Origin of the sequence: Endozoicomonas sp. OPT23, from assembly GCF_009653635.1 — a bacterium.
In the GTDB taxonomy this organism is placed as follows: domain Bacteria; phylum Pseudomonadota; class Gammaproteobacteria; order Pseudomonadales; family Endozoicomonadaceae; genus Endozoicomonas_A.
The window spans coordinates 562,357-581,104 of record NZ_PPFD01000002.1 but is presented as its reverse complement, the minus strand read 5'-3'; the positions used below and the strand labels follow the sequence as shown (position 1 = coordinate 581,104).

Genomic DNA, 18,748 nt, shown 5'->3' with positions numbered 1-18,748 from the left:
CACCCTCATTTTTATCTATGAAACAGTTATCTCCTACCAAGTATTAGCCTGTTATAAATGCAACAATATATTATTTTTAAGACAGCCTTCCTTCAGACATAAACAATCCTGATAATAATCAACAAACAAAATTAACATTCATTTTTAAATGTCAGAGTAACTAACCAGCTTGTCAGTCTATTACTTTCATTATATGAATATGATGTCGTCATGGTTTTTTCACAGCAGGAGTATACACATGGCGCTATCAATCAATATGGAAGATCACTACAGCTATACACTGGTTGAGCTGGCAGGCAAGGTTGACTCATCAACCGCTGAACTGCTAGACAGGACTCTGGAGACCGCTATTGTCGAAGGGCATCGTGATCTGATTCTGGACTGCAAACAACTGCTGGCAATCAACAGTCAGGGGCTGAGAATTTTATTAAGGGCTCTGAAAGGTTATTCCGTGTTTTACTCACTGACGCTGTGTAATGTCTCAAATCCAATTAGAGCGTTACTGGATTTAACCGGTATTTCACGATTTACTGTAATCCGTGACAATCTGGACCAGGCAGCAGCTTCAATACCAGACAGTCATTTTTAATACAGTTCATCATTCTTCATCAAAAACGGGGAGCAATGCTCCCCGCCTAAACCAACAACAGAATTAAATCAGGCCGCTTCAGTAGACTGATACTTATCTTCTTTATCTGTGTGAGGCAAAATCAGATTCAACAGCACCGCTGTGATTGCACACAAACTGATACCTTTCAGAGTAAAATCTCCGGCAGTAATCGCCAGGTTGCCAATACCAAATACCATCACAATGGAAACAATGACCAGGTTACGTGGTTTACCCAAGTCTACCTGAGCTTTGATCATCGTACTCAAACCCACCACTGCAATAGAACCAAACAGTAGCATCATGATTCCGCCCATAACTGGCGTTGGAATGGTTGCAAGGAAACCACCAACTTTACCAACAAAGGCAATCGCAATGGCAATCACTGCAGCCCAGGTCATGATCTTCGGATTGAAAGCTTTGGTCAGCATTACTGCACCAGTCACTTCAGAGTAAGTAGTGTTTGGTGGGCCACCAAACATAGCGGCAGCAGAAGTTGCCAGACCATCACCCAACAAAGTGTTTTTCAGTCCCGGCTTTTCCAGATACTTCTTACCGGTTACCGAACTGATTGCCAGCATGTCACCAATGTGCTCAATCGCAGGAGCAATAGCGACCGGCAACATGAACAGAATAGCATTCCAGTTGAACTCCGGAGCGGTGAAATTAGGCACTGCAAACCAGGCACGTTCAGCCACAGGAGTGAAGTCCACCACGCCCATAAATACAGCAGTTACATAACCAACCGTAATACCACAAATAATCGGAATCAGCTTAAGAATACCGCCAGCCATGGTCGCAACCAGCAGCGTCGTCAGCAGGGAAATACCCGCCAGCATCATGGAAGTATCTGCATCAATTGCCGGGTTTGCACCACCACTGGCCATGTTAACCGCAACAGGCGCCAGACCCAGACCAATCACCATGATCACCGGTCCCACAACCACAGGCGGGAACAGGCGATACAGAAAACCACTGCCTTTCAGTCTTACCAATCCACTAAGGAAAACATAAAACAGGCCTGCAGCCATCATGCCACCCATTGTGGCGGGCAGCCCCCACTGCTGAATACTGAACGTGATAGGCGCAATAAACGCAAAGGAAGACGCCAGAAAAATAGGCACCTGTCGTTTTGTACACAGCTGAAAGATCAGTGTACCAATACCCGCCGTGAAGAAAGCCACGTTAGGGTCAAGTCCGGTCAGAATAGGCACCAGTACCAGTGCGCCAAATGCTACGAAGAGCATCTGGCCACCCATCAGCACCTGACGGTGCAAGGGCATATCTTCAGCGGACGTTGTCATGTCTGTCATAGTTTCAGTCCTTGTTCCTTGAGGTTCTGATTTTTTGAATGTGTATTCTTAATAATATTATTTTTTCAAAAAAAAAGGCCCGGAGGCCTTTTCTTCAAACGCTGTTACTTGGTACCGAAGATCTTGTCACCGGCATCACCAAGCCCAGGCATAATGTAGCCCTGTTCGTTCAGACCGTCATCGACAGATGCGGTAAACAGCTTCACATCCGGATGAGCTGCCAGCAGCTTCTCAATACCTTCTGGTGCAGCGACCAGAACCAGGCAGCGAATTTCTTTACAGCCTGCTTTCTTCAGCATATCGATGGTGGCAATCATGGAGCCACCGGTTGCCAGCATTGGATCCAGAACCAGAGCAATACGCTCGTCGATATCTTTTACCAGCTTTTCAAAGTAAGGAACCGGCTCCAGAGTTTCCTCATCACGGTACAGACCGACCACACTGACACGAGCACTTGGGATCAGATCCAGTACACCGTCCATCATGCCCAGACCCGCACGCAGAATAGGAACGATGGTAATCTTCTTACCTTTGATCTGTGGCACAGTAACGTCGCCAGCCCAACCATCGATCACGTGATCTTCAAGTTCAAAGTCTTTGGTCGCTTCGTAAGTAAGCAGAGAACCTACTTCATTGGCCAGTGTCCGAAAACCTTTGGTACTGATATCCTTTCCGCGCATAATACCCAGCTTGTGCTGTACCAGCGGATGCTTGATTTCCTGAACACTCATGCCTGTTCTCAACCTGTATTGCCTGTTGATGAATAATGCCGTTTTTAGATTCTGTTAATTTTTTAAACAACAAAACCTAGGCTTAAACCTTTTTATTCTCACACAACAGAAGCAACCCAACCATAGGTTTTTTCCGCAATCCATAACTCTGCCTTAATCCTTGCCCGGTGGCAGAAATCAGGGTATTTTGCTCGCTTTTTTCTATATACTGATTGTTTACAATCATAATCAGTTAGTGCCGTTACAATGAGGTTTATAACCTATGTCCGTTGATCTCGACCATATCCAACAGGTTCTGGACGAAGCAGACTGTCTATATAACGAACAACAGATCGAGTCAGCTATTGGTGACATGGGTAAAGCCATTACCGAGAAGCTAGCCAGCAGTAACCCACTGGTTTACTCCGTAATGAATGGCGGCATGGTCATTACCGGCAAGCTGCTGACTCATCTTCAGTTCCCACTGGAAGCTTCCTATGTTCACGCTACCCGTTACCGTGACCAACTGACTGGTGGACACCTCGACTGGCGTGTGCGCCCCATTCAGGATATGCGAGGCAGAACCGTTCTGGTTGTGGATGATATTCTCGATGAAGGTCACACATTGGATGCGATTGTTGACTACTGCAAGGAACAGGGTGCTGCTGAAGTGTACACCGCCGTTCTGGTTGACAAGATTCACGACAGAAAAGCCCGCCCTGGTCTGAAGGCTGACTTCTGCGGCCTGAACATTGAAGATCGTTATATCTTTGGTTACGGTCTGGACTATCAGGGATACTGGCGTAATGCGAATGGAATCTTTGCTCTGAAAGGGCACTGAGACTAGGCCTAAAGGCTGTTTTACTAAAAGGCTTTTGCTATCGCAAAGGCCTTTTCTATATCAACGAACCTGATTATTTCTTCCCCGTAACTCCCTATGAGTTTGCGCGACCTGCTTTCTGGCTTCTTCAGGAGCAGCCTTGTATCCCTTCTTAGCTGTCTTGGCTATGTTCTTATCTTGCTCCCGCAGCCCTTCAATCTCCTTCTTCACCTCTGTGCCCTTCTTTTCTTGCTTATAATCTGCTCTGGCTTTTTTCAAACTATTCTGCAGTTTTTGTTTATCTTCAGAATAGCTTTCCACCGATTTCTTTAGGTCATTTATTTGTTGCGATACCGCAGTTCTTCTTTCTTTCATCTGTTGCACTGCCTGATCCTTCAAATCGGACAACTCACGCGGTGATATCTTTCCAGATTTTTTATTTAACTGTTTAAGTGCTTTCGCAGCATGCTTACTTATAGCTTTATATTTTTCTTCAAGCATTGGGATTCTCTGGTTCTTATTCTTATCTTTGGTCTTTTTCAAATTTTCGATATCAGCTTCCAGCCTTAAAACCTCAGCTTTATGCTTACTTATTTTGTCCAGTCGACCTTCCTTCAACTTCTGAATTCCAGTCTCGGTTTTTTCTTTTGAATCTGACACGGCCTTATCAAGGGCTTCATGTTTTTGATCAGTTATCTTATCCGCAGTCATATCGACTCTTAACTTCAAACTGTCATTCATTGTATGCAGCTGATCTTTCAAAACCTGACGAGCCTCAGGAATTTTACCTAATTCACGGTAGTCCGATTGATACGTCTTAAATTCTGAACTTCCTTCAAAAGAAGCCTTGAATTTTTCAAACGTCTCACTCCGACCACGAAGAGATTTAAAATCAAATTCAGTAACACCATCACCCCCAACTAGAACACCTTTAGTCGGAGCCCTGTCTTCCCGAAGCACTTTCAGTGAGTCTTTATGTTTGGATTCGTACTGACTCACTTCTGACTCAAGTGTTTTGGCTCTTTCCTTCAGGCTTGAAAGTTTGTCAATCCTGTCATTTCTTTCGTTCAGGCCTTCTTGTAACTTTGGATCAGGTAATGCTTTTATCTTATCTTCAGGTAATTTATTCCACTGCTCATGCTTCAGAAAGCGCTTAATCTCACCCAGAAGATGCTTAACCTTTTGTTTTAGTGTTTTTTTCTGAGGCTCTGCCGAAGCTTCTGACTTCTCGGTCTCTTTAGCTTCTTCAGATTGGGTTGTGCTGGTCTGCCCAACAATAGGTTTGCCTTCAGTAGCTACTGCCTTTCGGGAACCAAAGGGAATAGGGGGAGCTGGCGGAACCTTACTGGTCGTAGACTTTGGCATTTGATTTCTGAGATCACCTGCCTGCCGGACATCACGAGCGCCAAGCCTCCCCGTTTTATCCTCAACCGGCAACGAACCCGGAGTATGCTGAACTCCTCCAACGCCTCCAGCACTTCCAATTGCTGATTGATCCAGGTTCATCCAATGACCTCAAAAACAGTAGTTAAATCTGATACCTGCAGAATTTAACTATAGTCTGAGCCATTCAGTGAAAGAGTGGAGCTGCCATTCACTCCCAGCTTACAGCAGCTTGTCCGCAACAAAGGCCGTGATCGCCACAATCCCAACAATCAGGGTAAAGAAATCGAGAAAATAGTTTCGATAATGACGGAGATTACTCACTCGATAGATAGCATAGAGCGGCATCAGATAAAGAATTGTTGCCAGTATAGGCACCACCAGCATCTGAACCATTCCTATAACGCTCCAGTTGGCATAACCTGCCAGCCAACAGGTAAGAAAACAGAATAAAACAGTTCCTCTTCTGAGCGCAGCTGTATTCAATGGCTTGTGCTTGTTGTGTGTTAACCATTGCTGAGTGATCAACCCTTGTAGACCTTCAAGACTACCCAGATACACACCAAAGAAAGAGCTGGCAATAGCCAGAAAGGCAATAACCGGAGCAACCCAGCCAAACGACGATTCACCAGTACGGTTAGCAAGAACAGACAGTACTGGAACATTTAAATCTTTTGCCTGTTGAAGCTCAGCCGGTGTTAATGCCAGCACACAGGAAAAAACAAAACTTAGAATCACCACCAGCAAGAGCACGGTGTTTCTTTTTAGAATCAGTGCCGTTTTGTTTTCACATTGCTGTCTGTCAGGAATGCTTAATCGATATGCCCTGGCGAAGGCTGAACAGGCAGGAGAATGATTAAAAGAGAAAATCAGCAGCGGCGTGGTAAGAAACAGAGTCACCAACATGTCATGAAAATTAAACGGCTGATCAAAAGCAGCCATATTCCACTGGGGAATGAGATAGAGCGATATACAGAGTAGAATAGCCACCAGCGGATAACACATCATCTTCACCGCTCTCAGCATCCATGCCTCACCGATGTGCATGATGGCAACAAGAATGGAAACCAGTATAAAGCTGAGTAACAGTCTCGACGGTGGTTGCCAGTGAAGTTGATATTCTATGTAACTCATTGCCACGTTGGTAATGCCTATACCGTAGAGCAACATAATCGGATAGATAGACATGAAGTAAGCAAGAGTCAGAACTTTGCCAGACCTAGAACCAAAGTACTCACTCACGGTTCCGGTAATATTGGCATTAGGGTTCGCGGAAGCCAGACAAAAACGAACAAGGTTTCTGTGCGCCAGCCAGACCATGGGACCTGCCAGCAGCGATAGAATAATCAGGGGCCAGATACCACCCGCACCGGCATTAATTGGCAGGTATAAAATTCCGGCACCAACAGCAGTACCAAAAAGGTTCATCATCCAGCCAGAATCCCGTGACGTCCAACGTTCTGCCACAGAATGTTCACAGTCCGTATCAGCGGGTGTCTCAGGTTTAACAGAACTATCTGACATAGATGGACCCAATAATCAGGCTTCCAGCCATTGAATTCTTCATCTGAACCATGGTTTATAAATACTGCTTATAAGTGCTGTTTATAACTATTTCAGATGAGCGTATGAATCAGAAAAGTATAGACATATAAAAAGGTGTCATTAGAGCGGCCTTAAAGTTTCCTCTGCATCAGGTAGAATGACGGGCAATCAGCAGCTCACCGTTTGAGTCCTGCTTTATTGGTTACTCCAGCAAAAAAATCAGAGTAATCCACAAGAAAACATAAACAAAGCTTCTAAACAGAGCGTTCCTCTCTCGAAGTTAATATCCTGCCAAAGCTGGATCTGAGGGACGAAATCAACCGGATGAATAGCACATGCTGAAAAAAGATAAACAGAAAGTCATTGGCGAAGTACTGGGCGATGAAAGAATCAAAGAGTACTTGAGCCTTCAGGCACCAGCTGGTGAAAACCAAGCACTGCATGTTCTGACTCGTGCTTACCGGTCATTAAGAGCAGAAGATTTTGAACGTTTTCTGGGCTTTTATGTAGAAAGCGGACAAGACCTGAACCCGGTTACTGCTGAGGGAAGTAGCTTTCTCTCCACTCTGGAACAACAACGTCATGCCACACCTTACATTCAAGCCTTAAGAAACGCTGGTGCAAAGTAAGCACATCCCTACCAGATAAGCAGGCTTCAGGCTGGCAGCTATACTCCCATTCACTTTACTTGGGAGTACAGCCATGTTCAGCCTGCCTTTCAGAACACCACAACTGTTAGCCCTGTCTCTGGCTCTTAGTGTTATATCAACTGCTGTTCAAGCCAATGAAAGCCACGACCGTCTTGAAGCTTATGAGAAGCTGTATCCTGAAATAAGCTATCAGGCACTTAAGCAGGCAAGAAAAAACAACGAAGCCTTTGTTGTTGATGCCAATAGAAAAGAAAATTACGAAAAGGGTCATCTACCGGGCGCTTATTCTCTGTCTGACCGTGAACAGTTGAAACTGCCATTCCTTAAAAACTATCCGGTAGTCGTTTATTGCTGGAGCCCTGAATGCACGTCATGGATGAAGGGTGTCGATTTCTTCACCGCCAATGGTTATACCAATGTGATGCATTATAAAGGAGGCGTTAAGGAATGGATGGCGAAGGGAGACAAACTGGCAACTGGTTCCAACCCATAAAAATCAGACAAAAAAGCTCCGGGCAACTCTTCGATACTCTTGAGCCTTCAGGCTTAGGCGTTATTGACACTTACGCAAGCCAGTGCCAGCATCCAGCACCTGTTTACCATAGAGCCCGGAATTACTATGGCTATCGAACCTATCATCAAGGGCGTTATTGCCCGTAACTGCGATCCGGAAGGTTGCAGTAAAGCTGTTCTTAAGCAGATTAACTTTGTAAAAGAACAACCCACACCTGCCTATACCCCAAAACGGGTTCTGATTATTGGCGCGTCCTCCGGTTTTGGTCTCGCTACCAGAATTGCTGCAGCGTTTGGCGCTGGCGCAGACACCATTGGCGTATCTTTTGAGCGCAGCCCTTCTGAAACGGGCTGCGGAACCGCAGGCTGGTATAACAACCTGGCATTTTGTGAAACTGCTGGAAAGGATGAACTTATTGCTCACAACATTGTTGGTGACGCTTTCTCCCCTGCCATTCGACAGCATGTTGTAAATACCATTAAGGAGCGCTTTGAAGGCAAGGTCGATCTGGTTGTTTACAGTCTGGCTACGGGCATTCGCCCGGACCACCAGACGGGCGAACTGGTTCGTTCCGCTATCAAACCCACCGGGCAGAAGTATCAGGGAATGACCCTTGACCTTGAGCATGAAACGCTACATCCGGTCACACTTGAACCCGCCAGTCAGAAAGAAATCAACGACACCGTAAAGGTAATGGGTGGCGAAGACTGGCACGAGTGGATAAACCTGCTGGCTGATAAAAAGCTACTGGCAAAAGATGTTAAAACTCTGGCTTACTCCTATATAGGGCCGGAAATCACCCATGAACTTTATCACCAGGGTACGCTCGGCTTTGCCAAGCAGGACCTGCAACGACACGCAGCCAAGATTAACGATTTATTAAAACCTTTCAGTGGTGAAGCAAGAGTTGCTGTCTGCAAGGCATTAGTGACCAAAGCCAGTGTCTTTATTCCCGGTTTTGGCCCTTATATCATGGCCTTGTATAAAGTCATGAAAGAGCTCAACCTTCATGAAGGCTGCATTGAACAGATGCAACGCATGTTCAGCGAAAAGCTAAAACCCTTCGGCAATTCGGTAGTGGACAGTGAAAATCTGATTCGAATGGATGACTGGGAGCTGAAACCTGAAGTACAAAACAATGTCAGACAGCTTCTTGAGCAAATGACAGAGGATAATTTCAAGTCACTACTGGATTTTGACGGTCTGAAATCAGAGTTTCTGGAACTCAATGGTTTCTTCCGGGAAACACTCTCAAGTAGCAGATAAAAAACTACCTGCCAATAATTTACACTCTGCCGTCTTCTTATAAGGCGGCAATATCTTTATCATGCGACACCAAGCGAAGCACAAAGAATATATCAAAGCATGACCAAACGTTTTCTCTCTCTGTTTTTACCTCTTTTACTGACACTGACTGGCTCTTCCAGCATGGCTTCAGGCCATGAATACCACAGTGACCAGATGCGTGCTGAAATGAAGCAGATGAACTGGAATCTGCGTCGTACAGCTAAAGCCGAAAATATAGAACAACTGCAGAAGTATCTTAACGAAATAAAAAGGCACGCAAAAAATGCCAGTGCCGACGCTAATGATCATGCCCCTTCTGAATTCAAGGATGGTATGAAAGAGCTGCAGCGACAGATCAACTCTATTCAGGCTGCTATCGATAGCGGTGATATGGACCTGGCTCGCAAGCAGTTCAAGGCTCTGAACAAGCTTAAGAAAAAATACCATGTCAAACTCGATGTCTGACAGCTTCCGCTGGCCCCGCCTGGTTCAGTTTATTCACTGGAGCGTTGCCACCCTCTTTTTAGCGAATCATTTCGTGACCGAGGGCGGTGATGAACTGCATGAATATTTCGGCTGGAGCATTCTGGCACTTATAGGCCTGAGAATTGGCTACGGCCTGCTGCTGGCACCTGAACCTGCAAAGATCAGCAGTATGACCACCTCTCCAGCAAAAATCAGGGAACACCTTGAAGAGCTAAAAGCTGGCGATGTACCAGAACTCGCAGGCCATAACCCTCTTGGTGTTATTGCCGTCTGGCTGATGTGGTTCAGCCTTGCTGGTGCAGCCTTTACTGGCTGGCTGCAGGACACTGATTTTGGCTTTGACTATGTCGTCTATGAATGGCACAGCTGGCTGGTTGATGGCTTACTGATTTTTGCGGCTATTCACTTAGCTGCTGTCGTATTGACGTCATGGCGCAGTCGTAAAAACCTGATAAAAACCATGCTGTAAGTTCTGGCTACAAGTCGATTACTTAGTAATCGTACTTTCACACCACCTCAATAAGCCGCATCAAACCGTAGAAGGTCTCATTCTGACCAGTTAAATACTGTTATAACATTGCAAAAGATTATAAAAATAAAGAAGATAGCCAACAAACAGTTATGACAGGTTGAGTGCCAGAGCTATATGAGCGATACACTGATCAGCAGCAGGAAAAAACAGAGCAGCGTAAGCGTTGCCTGGCTGCTGATCGTCGCCTATTTACTGGCCCTTACCTTTACTGTCAGCCATAACCACCAGAGCCTTACTGATTTCCGGGCGGAACTCGGACTCTCTTTCAAAGGTCTGAACCATAAAGAACACGTAGGCCACTGGCATTCTGATCAACACCACTCTGCCAGCTGCCAGCTGATTGCCCAGACACCTGCCAGCCTTATTACATGGTCTCTACCTGCAGTAACTGATACTGAAATTGTTACTGAACCTGTTATTTCTCTACCCAAATCATTTCCTGTTACCAAACGCCTGACCCGTGCCCCTCCCGCTATATCCTGAATCTGCCAACACAATTGAGAGCGCCTTTAAATAACTTTGACGATTAAAAAGGGCGTATTGCTGTACCGACCTCAGGATATGAAACATGTTTACACCACTGAAAGCGGCCAGTGCCGTACTGCTCTGTACCGCTATTTCAACAGCAGCCTCTGCTGAAGGCACACGACACGCCGACGCCCATATTCATGGTGAAGGTCAGCTGAACTTCGCCATTGATGGCCGAGATATTCATCTTGAGCTGGAAGTACCGGCCAATGACATTCTTGGCTTTGAAAGCATCACTACTGATCAGCAGAAAGCCCAATTGAAAGAAGCATTGAAAGCTCTGGAGTCCGACTCCCTCTGGCAGTTTACAGAAGCAGCCCAATGCCAGCTGATTGCCGCCAATGCTCTCTCGGGTGAGGAGCATGAAGAAGAGGGCGAGCATCACGATGACCATGATAAGCACCATGAAAAGCATGACGATCACCACGAAAAGCATGAGTCAGGTGATCACGATAAGCATCATGATGAAGACCATAAGGACGAGCATGATAAACACCATAGTGAAAATCATGATGATGAGCATGAGGAACATCATGGCGAAGAAGGCTCGGCACATCTGGATATCTCTGCCACCTACCACTACCGCTGTGACAAACCACAAGCAGTGAACAGCCTGAAAACCACCCTGTTCACTCGTTTCAAAAACAGTGAAGAACTGGCTGTACAAGGGTTCACAGATCGCGGACAAGTCTCACTGGAACTGACCCGCAAACACAATAAGGTGACGTTCTAAAATGAGCCACAGGAGCAACCCTGTCGTTGAGCTGGAAAATGTTCAGTTCAGCTGGACAGAAGACAAACCCATTCTGGATATCCAGAGCCTGAGTATTACTCAAGGCGAAAAGGTATTCATTCGAGGACCTTCAGGTTCAGGTAAAACCACACTGCTCGGCTTGCTGGGTGGTGTACTTACACCTGATTCCGGCAGTGTAAAAGTATTGAACACCAATCTTGCACAGCTGCCTCCAGCACAGCGCGACCTGCACCGGGCTGAACATACAGGCTTTATTTTTCAGATGTTTAATCTGATTCCCTACCTTTCTGTCGCTGAAAACATCACTCTGCCACTCTCGTTTGCCAAAGGCAGACACGACAGAGTGTCAGCAACAGGAAGAAAGCCTGAACAGGAAGCGGCAAGGTTGCTCCAGACTCTGGGTCTAGTCGACCCGGAGTTACTCTCACGTCCGGTTACTGAACTGAGTATTGGCCAGCAACAACGGGTAGCCGCAGCCAGAGCCCTGATTGGCAGCCCTGAACTGTTGATTGCCGACGAACCCACCTCGGCTCTGGATACTGATACCCGCGAGGCCTTTATCAAGCTGCTGTTCAGTGAGTGCGAATCATCCGGCAGTACGCTGATGTTTGTCAGCCATGATTCATCACTGGAACCTCTGTTTGACCGCACTATTGTGTTGCCGGAAATCAACAGAGCCAGTCAACAGAACAGGGAGGCTGTATGACATCTATCTGGAGTCTGTCGCTAAAGAGCCTGAAGAACCGTCGTATTTCAGCACTTCTGACCATTCTTTCTATTGCCGTCAGTGTTGCCCTGTTACTGGGTGTTGAACGGATAAGAGTGGAAGCCAAGAACAGCTTTACCAGTTCTCTCTCTGGTACTGATTTGATTGTCGGCGCCAGAAGCAGCCCGTTAAACCTGCTCCTTTACTCCTCCTTTCATATTGGCAATGCCACCAACAACATTACCTGGGAGACGTATCAGGAACTTGCCTCCGACCCCGCAGTAGCCTGGACTATTCCTATTGCTCTCGGCGATTCTCACCGGGAATTCCGTGTTATGGGCAGTAACCAGACACTGTTCAAAGAGTTTCGCTACGGTGATGAACAATCACTGTCATTCAAAGATGGTGCAGCTTTCTCAAAGCTGTACGACGCTGTAATCGGCTCAACCGTAGCACAACAACTGGGTTATACCGTTGGCCAGAAAGTAATTCTCAGCCATGGTGTTGAGAGCAGCGGCTTACAGGACCATGATGACAAACCATTTCAAATCTCCGGCATTCTCGAGCCCACAGGCACACCGCTGGACAAGGTTATTCTGGTTTCTCTGGAAGGTATAGAAGCCCTGCATATTGACTGGCGAAACGGCGCACCACCGATAGCAGCCTTTTCCGTGTCAGCAGAAAAGGCTGCAGCCATGCAGTTAAAGCCTGAGAGTATTACCGCCTACTACGTTGGATTAAAAAGCCGAATTGCTGCCTTCCGCTACCAGCGTAAGGTGAATGATTTCAAACAGGAAGCTCTTACTGCCATTCTGCCCGGAGTGGCATTACAGGAACTCTGGCAACTGGTTGGTAGCGCTGAAAAAGCCTTACTGGTTATTTCCATTATGGTGGTATTGGCAGGCCTGACAGGAATGCTGACCACCATTCTTTCATCTCTCAATGAAAGACGACGGGAGATGGCTATTCTCAGATCAGTAGGTGCACGCCCGGTACATATTTTTTCACTGATGATTATCGAGTCCCTGATTTATGCCATTGCAGGCACACTGCTCGGCTTCGCAATGCTCTACGGGCTTCTTTTGCTGATTCAACCCATTGCACAAAGCGCTCTCGGTCTTTATCTGCCTATTTCGACACCCGGTATTTTTGAGCTCTATCTGGCTTCAGGTGTGATTGGCTGCTCATTACTGCTTGGAGTTATTCCGGCATGGCGTGCTTATAAGAACTCTCTGGCCGATGGCCTGACCATAAGGATTTAAAATATGATAAAAAATCGATTATCAATAAAGCTGTTCGCGGTAACGGCTTTGCTGTCTCTGGGGATTTCCTCTCAGGCTTATAGTAATCAGGTCAAAAAAGAGCCCGTAGTTAAGGAGAAAAAGCAGAAAATCTCCGAAATCACCTGGGAAGCACTGATGCCACCACCTGAGCAAAGCATGATAGACCGCTTCAATGCCGGTAAGCTGTCTCAGGAAGAAGCGATGGATTACATGGAAGAACTGGGACAGATTCCGGTTCAGAAACTGAACAGTCGATACGTCAAGATTCCCGGCTATCTGGTACCGCTGAATCTCGATAAGAACCAGAAGGCTACTGAACTACTGCTGGTTCCGTCTGCCGGGTCCTGCGTCCATGTACCACCACCGCCACCAAATCAGACGATCTTCGTACGCTTCAAGAAAGGTATCAAAGTAACAGACGCCGGTTACGTACCTTACTGGCTGACTGGTACTCTGAAAGTGGAAAAGGGTGAATCCAAATACACTGATACGCTGTATGCAATGACTGTGGATAAAATAGAAGAGTATAAATAACTGGGGGGACAGAGCTTCGATGCATTCGTAGCATCGAAGCTCTAATGTTCAAATACGGCCTTTATAATTTATTTGATAGCCGCCACTGCTGTTTTTCTTACCCAGAAAGGAAAGACCTTTCTTCAAATCAGGTTCCATTTCTTCGCCCGGTGTCACCGAACCACGGATTCGATAGCGATTACCTTTGAGCATATTCAGTACCAGACTGGATTTAACATCCTCCGACTGCTGCTCAACTCTGGCTAGAAACAGACCTTTATCGCAGCCCAGGTCAAGATTACCCTGCCCCAGTTCAAGACTGCCAAAACGACCTTCGGCAGAAACATCCCGCAACTGACCGGCACCTTCCAGCTCCTGACACTGGCCATTAACCAATGTCAGGTTTTCAATCTGCAGCTTCAGTTGCCCATCAATATCAACCAGCTTCTGTCTGGAAAATTTTTGCAGAGCATCGCCCGTTATTCGACCTTTACCATCTTCGACAACCACTTCGTCTGCACTCAGGGTAACAAGACCCGATGCAGACAGAGAACTGCGACTATGACCCAATTTCAAATCATAGGAAGCAGACTGCTCAAGCGGGGAGAATCCTTCCAGATCCCAGCTTATAGACGGTAATTGTCGACCATTAATCAGAGCAGACTGCGCCGAACCTTGCCAGAGCGTACCCTCAATTCCTTGTAACTGAACAGTCCGCACCTTATTTGGAAAATGCTCTTTCACCTGTTCCCAAACGACAACTGCCGGTGTTTGAATCACAATAAACACTGTCAGGGAAAACAGGGCCAGAAAAGACAGTCCCAGAACTCTTTTCATCTTACACTTCCTGCCTGCTGACTCTCAGAGACTGAACACTCACCAGCCCTGAAGCCTCACCACGCTTCATCTCAATATTTTCAATCACAATACCCTGCTGCTCCAACTGCTGAAGCCATCCAATCAGCTTCTGAAAGCTGACATCATCCAGCTTTACCAGAAGGCTGCTCTGCTGCTGGTTCAAGCCAGTTACTTTGATACCCGCTTTACGAGCCGACCGGTTAACCTGAACATCCAGCGGCTGTGAAAAGTCAGCCTGAACTGACCCCGCACCAGATGCTCTCAATACCTGAATTTCAGCCGCCATTTCCTGCATCTGAACCAGTGTTGCACGACTGGAGTTCAATCGATTGGCCGCTTGTTCTTCAGCATCCTGCAAAGGTTTAACCACACCATAAGCGACCAGCCACAGAACAATGGCTATACCTGCCAGTAGCAATAGTCTTCTTTCACGGGTGGCTAACCCATCCCAGTATTCATTCCAACGTTGCCTGATCTCTGCCGTCTGATTCTTCATGAGCGATCCCCACTGATAATCAGGGCACCGGTTACCGACGCCTGCTTACCTTTTTCTGTTTTTTGTTCCAGCGACTCCAGACGCACAGCTCTAGACTGGGCAATTCGATCACGGAGGTCTGTAAACTGACCAATATTACCTGCTTCAGCAGTGATTCTTATCTGCTGCAAGTTCTTCTGATAACTGATAGAAACCGGCACAACTGAAGATTGTCGTTTAAAGACAGGCGCCAATTTGTCCAGCTGTTCCAGAAAACCAGTCTCGTTACTCTGTAAGCCCTGCATGGATTTCAATGCAGATTTCATCTGCGACAACGGACGAATAGCACGCTTGCCAGGAAAGGTATCTGCAAAAAGCTCATTAGCTGATTGCTGATAAGCCTTTACCTGCTGCTCCTGCTCCCAGCTGTTATAGAATTTACTGCCAGACCAGACAACAACAATCAGTGTCATGAGAACCGCACTGAGTCGAAGCTGCTGCCAGCCTTTAGTCAGACTGCTTTGCTCCCTGGCTGGACGCCAGTCGCCTTGAAGCAGATTTCCTTTCAGCTCTGCTGACTGCTTTGCCACTTCGGAGAAAAAGTTTTGTGCTGACAGCTGAGTTTCTGTCAGCGATTGTTCGGACTGAACACTTTCAAGGTAAAGCGGCAGCCAACCCGTATCGCAAACCGCTCCCTGCCACTGGCCAGAGCGAATCACATGACTTTGACTGTCTCTGGCCATCGTCACAATATGGCCGGCATGCCACGGAAGCACCAGAGTTTCCGGCAACCATCGCCTGGATTTAATACCAGCTTCCTGCAACCAGGATTTCCATAACTCCATCCAGCTATTTTCTACAATCGCCAGATGCAGTTGATCTTCGTCTTTATCCAGAATGGCAAGATGCACATTCTCAACATCACTGCCAAGATCCTCTTCCAGCCTGTAAGGCAATGAACGAATAACCGCTGGTGTTAGAGAACCACTGACTTCAATGGTCGTAAGACTGACCAGCTCACCCGGTACAATAACCAGCACACGACTGGCTTCAGACTTTTCTGCAAGCTGAGCCAGCTCGGAAACAGCCAGCTGTCCCTGTTCTACTTCTGACTGATACCAGAACACCGGACTGCTACTACTTTCCGGCAATCTGATCAGCAAGGTATTTTCTGCCTGTTGGCTCATAGTAATTCTCCTGTTCGGCGTCGAACAACCGTCAAGGCGTTCCCCTTGCCCCTTACCAGGAGGCTTTGCATTCTGACCCGGGTTTCATCAATCTGTGCCTGGGCATCCACTTCAAAATAATCACTTTTCACAACAAAAAATAGCTGAAGGTCTTTCTTCTGAATATTGCTCAGTAAACCTTCAGCAAAAAATTCATCGATAGTTCGCCAACCGTCCCTTGGTCGATCTTTCAAAAGGTCTTTCGCCTGATCAACAGAAATACGGTTCAGCAGTACAGCAGCCATCAGCTCAGGTGCTTCTGCATCAATGGTATTAACATTCAACTTAAGGGTGCTGGCTGGCAAAGCACACAAGTCAGGCTGTACTTTCTCTACAGTCGCTGGCGTTACACCCATAACCGCACGCCACTCACTCTTGTCTCTCATAAAAGTATTGCCTGCCAGATAGGCCACAGGCAATGACAAGTAATCATCATCGTCTGCTCCGGTAGAACTGAGAGGCTCTGTTTTGGCATTGACCCAATCGACAGTTGCCAGAGCAATATTAAGGTCTTCGACCTCATGGTTTTCCAGCAATGCCTTAAGCATTTTCACTGGCACCTGCTCATCAGGCTTTTTGCCTTCCGCAATGATCAGGCCATTGAGGTTAAAGCACGCCTGTCGGTCAAAGACACGGCCGGTAATAGAACCTTTTTCCATAGGGAAAGTCTGTCGTGACGTTGCCCAGTACTGACCCAGATGAACAACCTCTTTGTCGTCTTTAAAGTCCTGTTTTAGCGCCTTAATCGCCAAAGCTTCTGCCGAGCGGGCGTACCACCAGCCCTGCTCGCGGTTTTGCAAACCACTGCTTAACTGTGTCTGCCGTTTCATGGCTTCAACGACACCGGACGCCAGTAGAATGGCCAGCGTCAGTGTCAGCATGACTGTTAGCAGAGCAACACCCTGTTCTTTATACAAGGGTTTCGCTTGTTTAAGGTTAGAGCGAATGTGAGCGCTAGCTACCATGCTGCACCTCGAATGATCCGGGTATCATAAACCGTCGTTCGATCTCGCCTTCTTTATCCAGCACCATGTTCACTGCAATAGCCGATGGCCAACCCTGTTCTTTCATGATGTCCTGCCAGGAGCCAGAGCGCCCTCTTCCTTCCTTGTAATAAAAGCGGAACTTCAGCTCATTCACACCCGTCAATAGATTTCGATAAACCGGATCAGCTTCGAGAGACTGGTCGAGTACACGATCATAGCCTCGCTGTAATTTACCTTCATTTAAACGGTAATAAACGCGCTGAAGTGTTGACCTTGGCAGTCGTGACTGGGCATTCTGCCAGCCTGCTCTAACGAAAGTTAATCCCTGATCTTCTGAATCAAGAATCTCACCGGAGAAAATCGCTCGTTGGGATACCTTGCCATCAATACGAACACCACGTTCAACAATCTGACGAATATCCTGCTTCAAAATAAGAAAGGTATAGTCCAGAGCTTCAAGCCGCTTGAGTTTGTCGGCCTGAACATCTCGAGCGCTGGTTACGGTATTAAGCACTTGCCAGGAGGAAAGACTGACCAAAGTAAAAATTACCAGAGCCAGCAGCATTTCCAATAACGTGAAACCATCACTGAACGGCTTCGCTCGTTTAACCGCCATTCGTCCAGACACACTCATGAGTCGAGTACGTAGGTTTGCAGCGACGCTAATGCACTTTCACTGTCTTTTTTCTGTCGAACTTCTACTTCCAGCATAATCAGGTCATCAGAACCCGTCTTCACCTTGCGGCTACGAATAAACCACTCTCTTTCAGCCAGCACAGTAGAAGATTTCTGCCATTCCCGTCCGGGCCAGCGTTGACTCAGCACTATATCGGTCATGGCATTTTCTGCGACCCAGAAGGCAGGACGTTTTTCGGCCAGATACTGGGTGTTACTGATGGATTCCCGAACCATGCCCATCACCGACATTCCGGCAATGGCCAGCACCGCCATGGCAACCATGACTTCCAGCAGGGTAAAGCCCTTACGACTGCCTCTGCAAAGAGCACCTCTAGCCATTCAGGTTCTCCTTCACCAGTACTTCTCCGGTTTCTTCCAGCACGACCCACTGGCAGTTCGTCTCGCTCTTACCCAGACAAAAGCTGACATTGGAGGGTGAGATTTCACCACTGCTCCAGAAAATAATGTCCGGCTGTTTGGCGGCCTGTTCATCATCAGGAAAATAGATCGAGTTGCTGTCGTCTTGCTCATACTCAAGTGCTTCACGCCAGAACGAATCACCGGCTGAATAAGTCAACTGAATATCTTTAGGCAGACTGACTGGACGAAACAGGCGATTCTTACCCAGCTTCTCCCAGCCTTTATCAGCCAGCAGCATAAACTCATAGTCGTTGTCTGACGTTAGCTTTAGTCCAAGAGTTTTACCTTCCAGCAGAGCCTGTTGGTTTGCGGCTCTTGCAAGGGCTGCAAACTTCTCTGATTGCTGATAGAGATCACTGCCACTGCTACCCGAAGGCAACCGTGGAATAATCACGCTGGCGGCCAGTGATAACAGCACCAGTACCAGCATGATTTCCAGCAGTGTAAAACCCTTGTTTAAGCGCCTCACTGTAA

23 protein-coding genes are annotated in these 18,748 nt (G+C 47.0%); 12 read left to right on the top strand and 11 right to left on the bottom strand.

Annotation, left to right across the window (positions count from 1 at the left end; all coding sequences use genetic code 11):
• The first annotated feature begins 238 nt into the window (after positions 1–238).
• Positions 239–589 carry an STAS domain-containing protein gene (locus EOPP23_RS04480; protein WP_194842495.1) on the top strand — a complete coding sequence of 117 codons (351 nt, stop codon included), beginning with the start codon at positions 239–241 and terminating at the stop codon, positions 587–589.
• A gap of 68 nt (positions 590–657) precedes the next feature.
• Here EOPP23_RS04480 and EOPP23_RS04475 read toward each other — a convergent pair whose 3' ends face one another.
• Entirely contained in the window at positions 658–1,920 is a 1,263-nt protein-coding gene (locus tag EOPP23_RS04475; RefSeq protein WP_228550558.1) for a uracil-xanthine permease family protein, read from the bottom strand.
• Between the two features lie 104 nt (positions 1,921–2,024).
• Positions 2,025–2,651 carry a uracil phosphoribosyltransferase gene (upp, locus tag EOPP23_RS04470; RefSeq protein ID WP_153764760.1) on the bottom strand — a complete coding sequence of 209 codons (627 nt, stop codon included), beginning with the start codon at positions 2,649–2,651 and terminating at the stop codon, positions 2,025–2,027.
• Positions 2,652–2,913: 262 nt separating this feature from the next.
• Between upp and EOPP23_RS04465 the strand changes: the two genes are divergently transcribed.
• Positions 2,914–3,471: a hypoxanthine-guanine phosphoribosyltransferase gene (locus EOPP23_RS04465; RefSeq protein ID WP_153764759.1), complete on the top strand. Its 558-nt coding sequence runs from the start codon at positions 2,914–2,916 to the stop codon at positions 3,469–3,471.
• Positions 3,472–3,531: 60 nt separating this feature from the next.
• On the opposite strand, the gene EOPP23_RS04460 is transcribed toward EOPP23_RS04465, so the two are convergent.
• Both EOPP23_RS04460 and EOPP23_RS04455 read right to left on the bottom strand, forming a co-directional pair.
• On the bottom strand, positions 3,532–4,449 hold the full coding sequence (locus tag EOPP23_RS04460) for a hypothetical protein (RefSeq protein ID WP_153764758.1): 918 nt from the start codon (positions 4,447–4,449) through the stop codon (positions 3,532–3,534).
• A gap of 606 nt (positions 4,450–5,055) precedes the next feature.
• A complete protein-coding gene (locus EOPP23_RS04455; RefSeq protein ID WP_153764757.1) occupies positions 5,056–6,357 on the bottom strand; it encodes an amino acid permease in 1,302 nt (433 codons plus the stop codon).
• 356 nt (positions 6,358–6,713) lie between these two features.
• On the opposite strand from EOPP23_RS04455, the gene EOPP23_RS04450 reads away from it, so the two are divergent.
• From EOPP23_RS04450 to EOPP23_RS04405, 10 genes are all read left to right on the top strand, one after another.
• Positions 6,714–7,007, top strand: a complete 294-nt coding sequence (locus EOPP23_RS04450; RefSeq protein WP_228550557.1) for a PA4642 family protein — start codon at positions 6,714–6,716, stop codon at positions 7,005–7,007.
• 73 nt (positions 7,008–7,080) lie between these two features.
• A complete protein-coding gene (locus EOPP23_RS04445) occupies positions 7,081–7,521 on the top strand; it encodes a rhodanese-like domain-containing protein (protein WP_153764756.1) in 441 nt (146 codons plus the stop codon).
• 126 nt (positions 7,522–7,647) lie between these two features.
• Positions 7,648–8,808 carry an enoyl-ACP reductase FabV gene (fabV, locus tag EOPP23_RS04440; RefSeq protein ID WP_153764755.1) on the top strand — a complete coding sequence of 387 codons (1,161 nt, stop codon included), beginning with the start codon at positions 7,648–7,650 and terminating at the stop codon, positions 8,806–8,808.
• Between the two features lie 99 nt (positions 8,809–8,907).
• On the top strand, positions 8,908–9,294 hold the full coding sequence (locus tag EOPP23_RS04435; protein WP_153764754.1) for a cytochrome b562: 387 nt from the start codon (positions 8,908–8,910) through the stop codon (positions 9,292–9,294).
• Positions 9,275–9,784 (top strand): cytochrome b/b6 domain-containing protein, encoded by a 510-nt coding sequence (locus EOPP23_RS04430; RefSeq protein ID WP_153764753.1) that lies wholly within the window; start codon positions 9,275–9,277, stop codon positions 9,782–9,784. The genes EOPP23_RS04435 and EOPP23_RS04430 overlap by 20 nt, the downstream gene beginning before the upstream one ends.
• Before the next feature lie 177 nt (positions 9,785–9,961).
• A complete protein-coding gene (locus EOPP23_RS04425; protein ID WP_153764752.1) occupies positions 9,962–10,330 on the top strand; it encodes a hypothetical protein in 369 nt (122 codons plus the stop codon).
• Positions 10,331–10,415: 85 nt separating this feature from the next.
• Positions 10,416–11,108: a DUF2796 domain-containing protein gene (locus EOPP23_RS04420; RefSeq protein ID WP_153764751.1), complete on the top strand. Its 693-nt coding sequence runs from the start codon at positions 10,416–10,418 to the stop codon at positions 11,106–11,108.
• Between the two features lies 1 nt (position 11,109).
• The gene (locus EOPP23_RS04415) at positions 11,110–11,835 is read left to right on the top strand and encodes an ABC transporter ATP-binding protein (protein ID WP_153764750.1); all 726 of its coding nucleotides are present in this window, start codon (positions 11,110–11,112) and stop codon (positions 11,833–11,835) included.
• Positions 11,832–13,097 (top strand): FtsX-like permease family protein, encoded by a 1,266-nt coding sequence (locus tag EOPP23_RS04410; protein WP_153764749.1) that lies wholly within the window; start codon positions 11,832–11,834, stop codon positions 13,095–13,097. Before EOPP23_RS04415 ends, EOPP23_RS04410 begins: the two co-directional genes overlap by 4 nt.
• 3 nt (positions 13,098–13,100) lie before the next feature.
• Entirely contained in the window at positions 13,101–13,652 is a 552-nt protein-coding gene (locus EOPP23_RS04405) for a DUF3299 domain-containing protein (RefSeq protein ID WP_153764748.1), read from the top strand.
• Between the two features lie 48 nt (positions 13,653–13,700).
• Here the strand turns inward: EOPP23_RS04405 and EOPP23_RS04400 are convergent, their stop codons facing one another.
• From EOPP23_RS04400 to gspH, 7 genes are read right to left on the bottom strand one after another with little or no spacing between them, the layout of a single operon-like run.
• On the bottom strand, positions 13,701–14,468 hold the full coding sequence (locus tag EOPP23_RS04400) for a type II secretion system protein N (protein WP_153764747.1): 768 nt from the start codon (positions 14,466–14,468) through the stop codon (positions 13,701–13,703).
• Position 14,469: 1 nt separating this feature from the next.
• On the bottom strand, positions 14,470–14,985 hold the full coding sequence (gene gspM / locus EOPP23_RS04395; protein WP_153764746.1) for a type II secretion system protein GspM: 516 nt from the start codon (positions 14,983–14,985) through the stop codon (positions 14,470–14,472).
• A complete protein-coding gene (gspL, locus tag EOPP23_RS04390) occupies positions 14,982–16,151 on the bottom strand; it encodes a type II secretion system protein GspL (RefSeq protein WP_153764745.1) in 1,170 nt (389 codons plus the stop codon). The genes gspM and gspL overlap by 4 nt, the downstream gene beginning before the upstream one ends.
• On the bottom strand, positions 16,148–17,155 hold the full coding sequence (gspK, locus tag EOPP23_RS04385; protein ID WP_153764744.1) for a type II secretion system minor pseudopilin GspK: 1,008 nt from the start codon (positions 17,153–17,155) through the stop codon (positions 16,148–16,150). Before gspK ends, gspL begins: the two co-directional genes overlap by 4 nt.
• Positions 17,145–17,810: a type II secretion system minor pseudopilin GspJ gene (gene gspJ, locus EOPP23_RS04380; protein WP_153764743.1), complete on the bottom strand. Its 666-nt coding sequence runs from the start codon at positions 17,808–17,810 to the stop codon at positions 17,145–17,147. The genes gspK and gspJ overlap by 11 nt, the downstream gene beginning before the upstream one ends.
• The gene (gene gspI, locus EOPP23_RS04375) at positions 17,807–18,193 is read right to left on the bottom strand and encodes a type II secretion system minor pseudopilin GspI (RefSeq protein WP_153764742.1); all 387 of its coding nucleotides are present in this window, start codon (positions 18,191–18,193) and stop codon (positions 17,807–17,809) included. Before gspI ends, gspJ begins: the two co-directional genes overlap by 4 nt.
• Positions 18,186–18,743, bottom strand: a complete 558-nt coding sequence (gene gspH / locus EOPP23_RS04370; protein ID WP_153764741.1) for a type II secretion system minor pseudopilin GspH — start codon at positions 18,741–18,743, stop codon at positions 18,186–18,188. The genes gspI and gspH overlap by 8 nt, the downstream gene beginning before the upstream one ends.
• Positions 18,744–18,748 lie beyond the last annotated feature (5 nt).

What these genes read in the sequence shown, in the direction of transcription:
- EOPP23_RS04480 (WP_194842495.1), top strand. Translation starts at nt 239, where the DNA reads ATGGCGCTATCAATCAATATGGAAGATCACTACAGCTATACACTGGTT.
- EOPP23_RS04475 (WP_228550558.1), bottom strand. Translation starts at nt 1,920, where the DNA reads ATGACAGACATGACAACGTCCGCTGAAGATATGCCCTTGCACCGTCAG.
- upp (WP_153764760.1), bottom strand. Translation starts at nt 2,651, where the DNA reads ATGAGTGTTCAGGAAATCAAGCATCCGCTGGTACAGCACAAGCTGGGT.
- EOPP23_RS04465 (WP_153764759.1), top strand. Translation starts at nt 2,914, where the DNA reads ATGTCCGTTGATCTCGACCATATCCAACAGGTTCTGGACGAAGCAGAC.
- EOPP23_RS04455 (WP_153764757.1), bottom strand. Translation starts at nt 6,357, where the DNA reads ATGTCAGATAGTTCTGTTAAACCTGAGACACCCGCTGATACGGACTGT.
- EOPP23_RS04450 (WP_228550557.1), top strand. Translation starts at nt 6,714, where the DNA reads ATGCTGAAAAAAGATAAACAGAAAGTCATTGGCGAAGTACTGGGCGAT.
- EOPP23_RS04445 (WP_153764756.1), top strand. Translation starts at nt 7,081, where the DNA reads ATGTTCAGCCTGCCTTTCAGAACACCACAACTGTTAGCCCTGTCTCTG.
- fabV (WP_153764755.1), top strand. Translation starts at nt 7,648, where the DNA reads ATGGCTATCGAACCTATCATCAAGGGCGTTATTGCCCGTAACTGCGAT.
- EOPP23_RS04435 (WP_153764754.1), top strand. Translation starts at nt 8,908, where the DNA reads ATGACCAAACGTTTTCTCTCTCTGTTTTTACCTCTTTTACTGACACTG.
- EOPP23_RS04430 (WP_153764753.1), top strand. Translation starts at nt 9,275, where the DNA reads ATGTCAAACTCGATGTCTGACAGCTTCCGCTGGCCCCGCCTGGTTCAG.
- EOPP23_RS04425 (WP_153764752.1), top strand. Translation starts at nt 9,962, where the DNA reads ATGAGCGATACACTGATCAGCAGCAGGAAAAAACAGAGCAGCGTAAGC.
- EOPP23_RS04420 (WP_153764751.1), top strand. Translation starts at nt 10,416, where the DNA reads ATGTTTACACCACTGAAAGCGGCCAGTGCCGTACTGCTCTGTACCGCT.
- EOPP23_RS04415 (WP_153764750.1), top strand. Translation starts at nt 11,110, where the DNA reads ATGAGCCACAGGAGCAACCCTGTCGTTGAGCTGGAAAATGTTCAGTTC.
- EOPP23_RS04410 (WP_153764749.1), top strand. Translation starts at nt 11,832, where the DNA reads ATGACATCTATCTGGAGTCTGTCGCTAAAGAGCCTGAAGAACCGTCGT.
- EOPP23_RS04405 (WP_153764748.1), top strand. Translation starts at nt 13,101, where the DNA reads ATGATAAAAAATCGATTATCAATAAAGCTGTTCGCGGTAACGGCTTTG.
- EOPP23_RS04400 (WP_153764747.1), bottom strand. Translation starts at nt 14,468, where the DNA reads ATGAAAAGAGTTCTGGGACTGTCTTTTCTGGCCCTGTTTTCCCTGACA.
- gspM (WP_153764746.1), bottom strand. Translation starts at nt 14,985, where the DNA reads ATGAAGAATCAGACGGCAGAGATCAGGCAACGTTGGAATGAATACTGG.
- gspL (WP_153764745.1), bottom strand. Translation starts at nt 16,151, where the DNA reads ATGAGCCAACAGGCAGAAAATACCTTGCTGATCAGATTGCCGGAAAGT.
- gspK (WP_153764744.1), bottom strand. Translation starts at nt 17,155, where the DNA reads ATGGTAGCTAGCGCTCACATTCGCTCTAACCTTAAACAAGCGAAACCC.
- gspJ (WP_153764743.1), bottom strand. Translation starts at nt 17,810, where the DNA reads ATGAGTGTGTCTGGACGAATGGCGGTTAAACGAGCGAAGCCGTTCAGT.
- gspI (WP_153764742.1), bottom strand. Translation starts at nt 18,193, where the DNA reads ATGGCTAGAGGTGCTCTTTGCAGAGGCAGTCGTAAGGGCTTTACCCTG.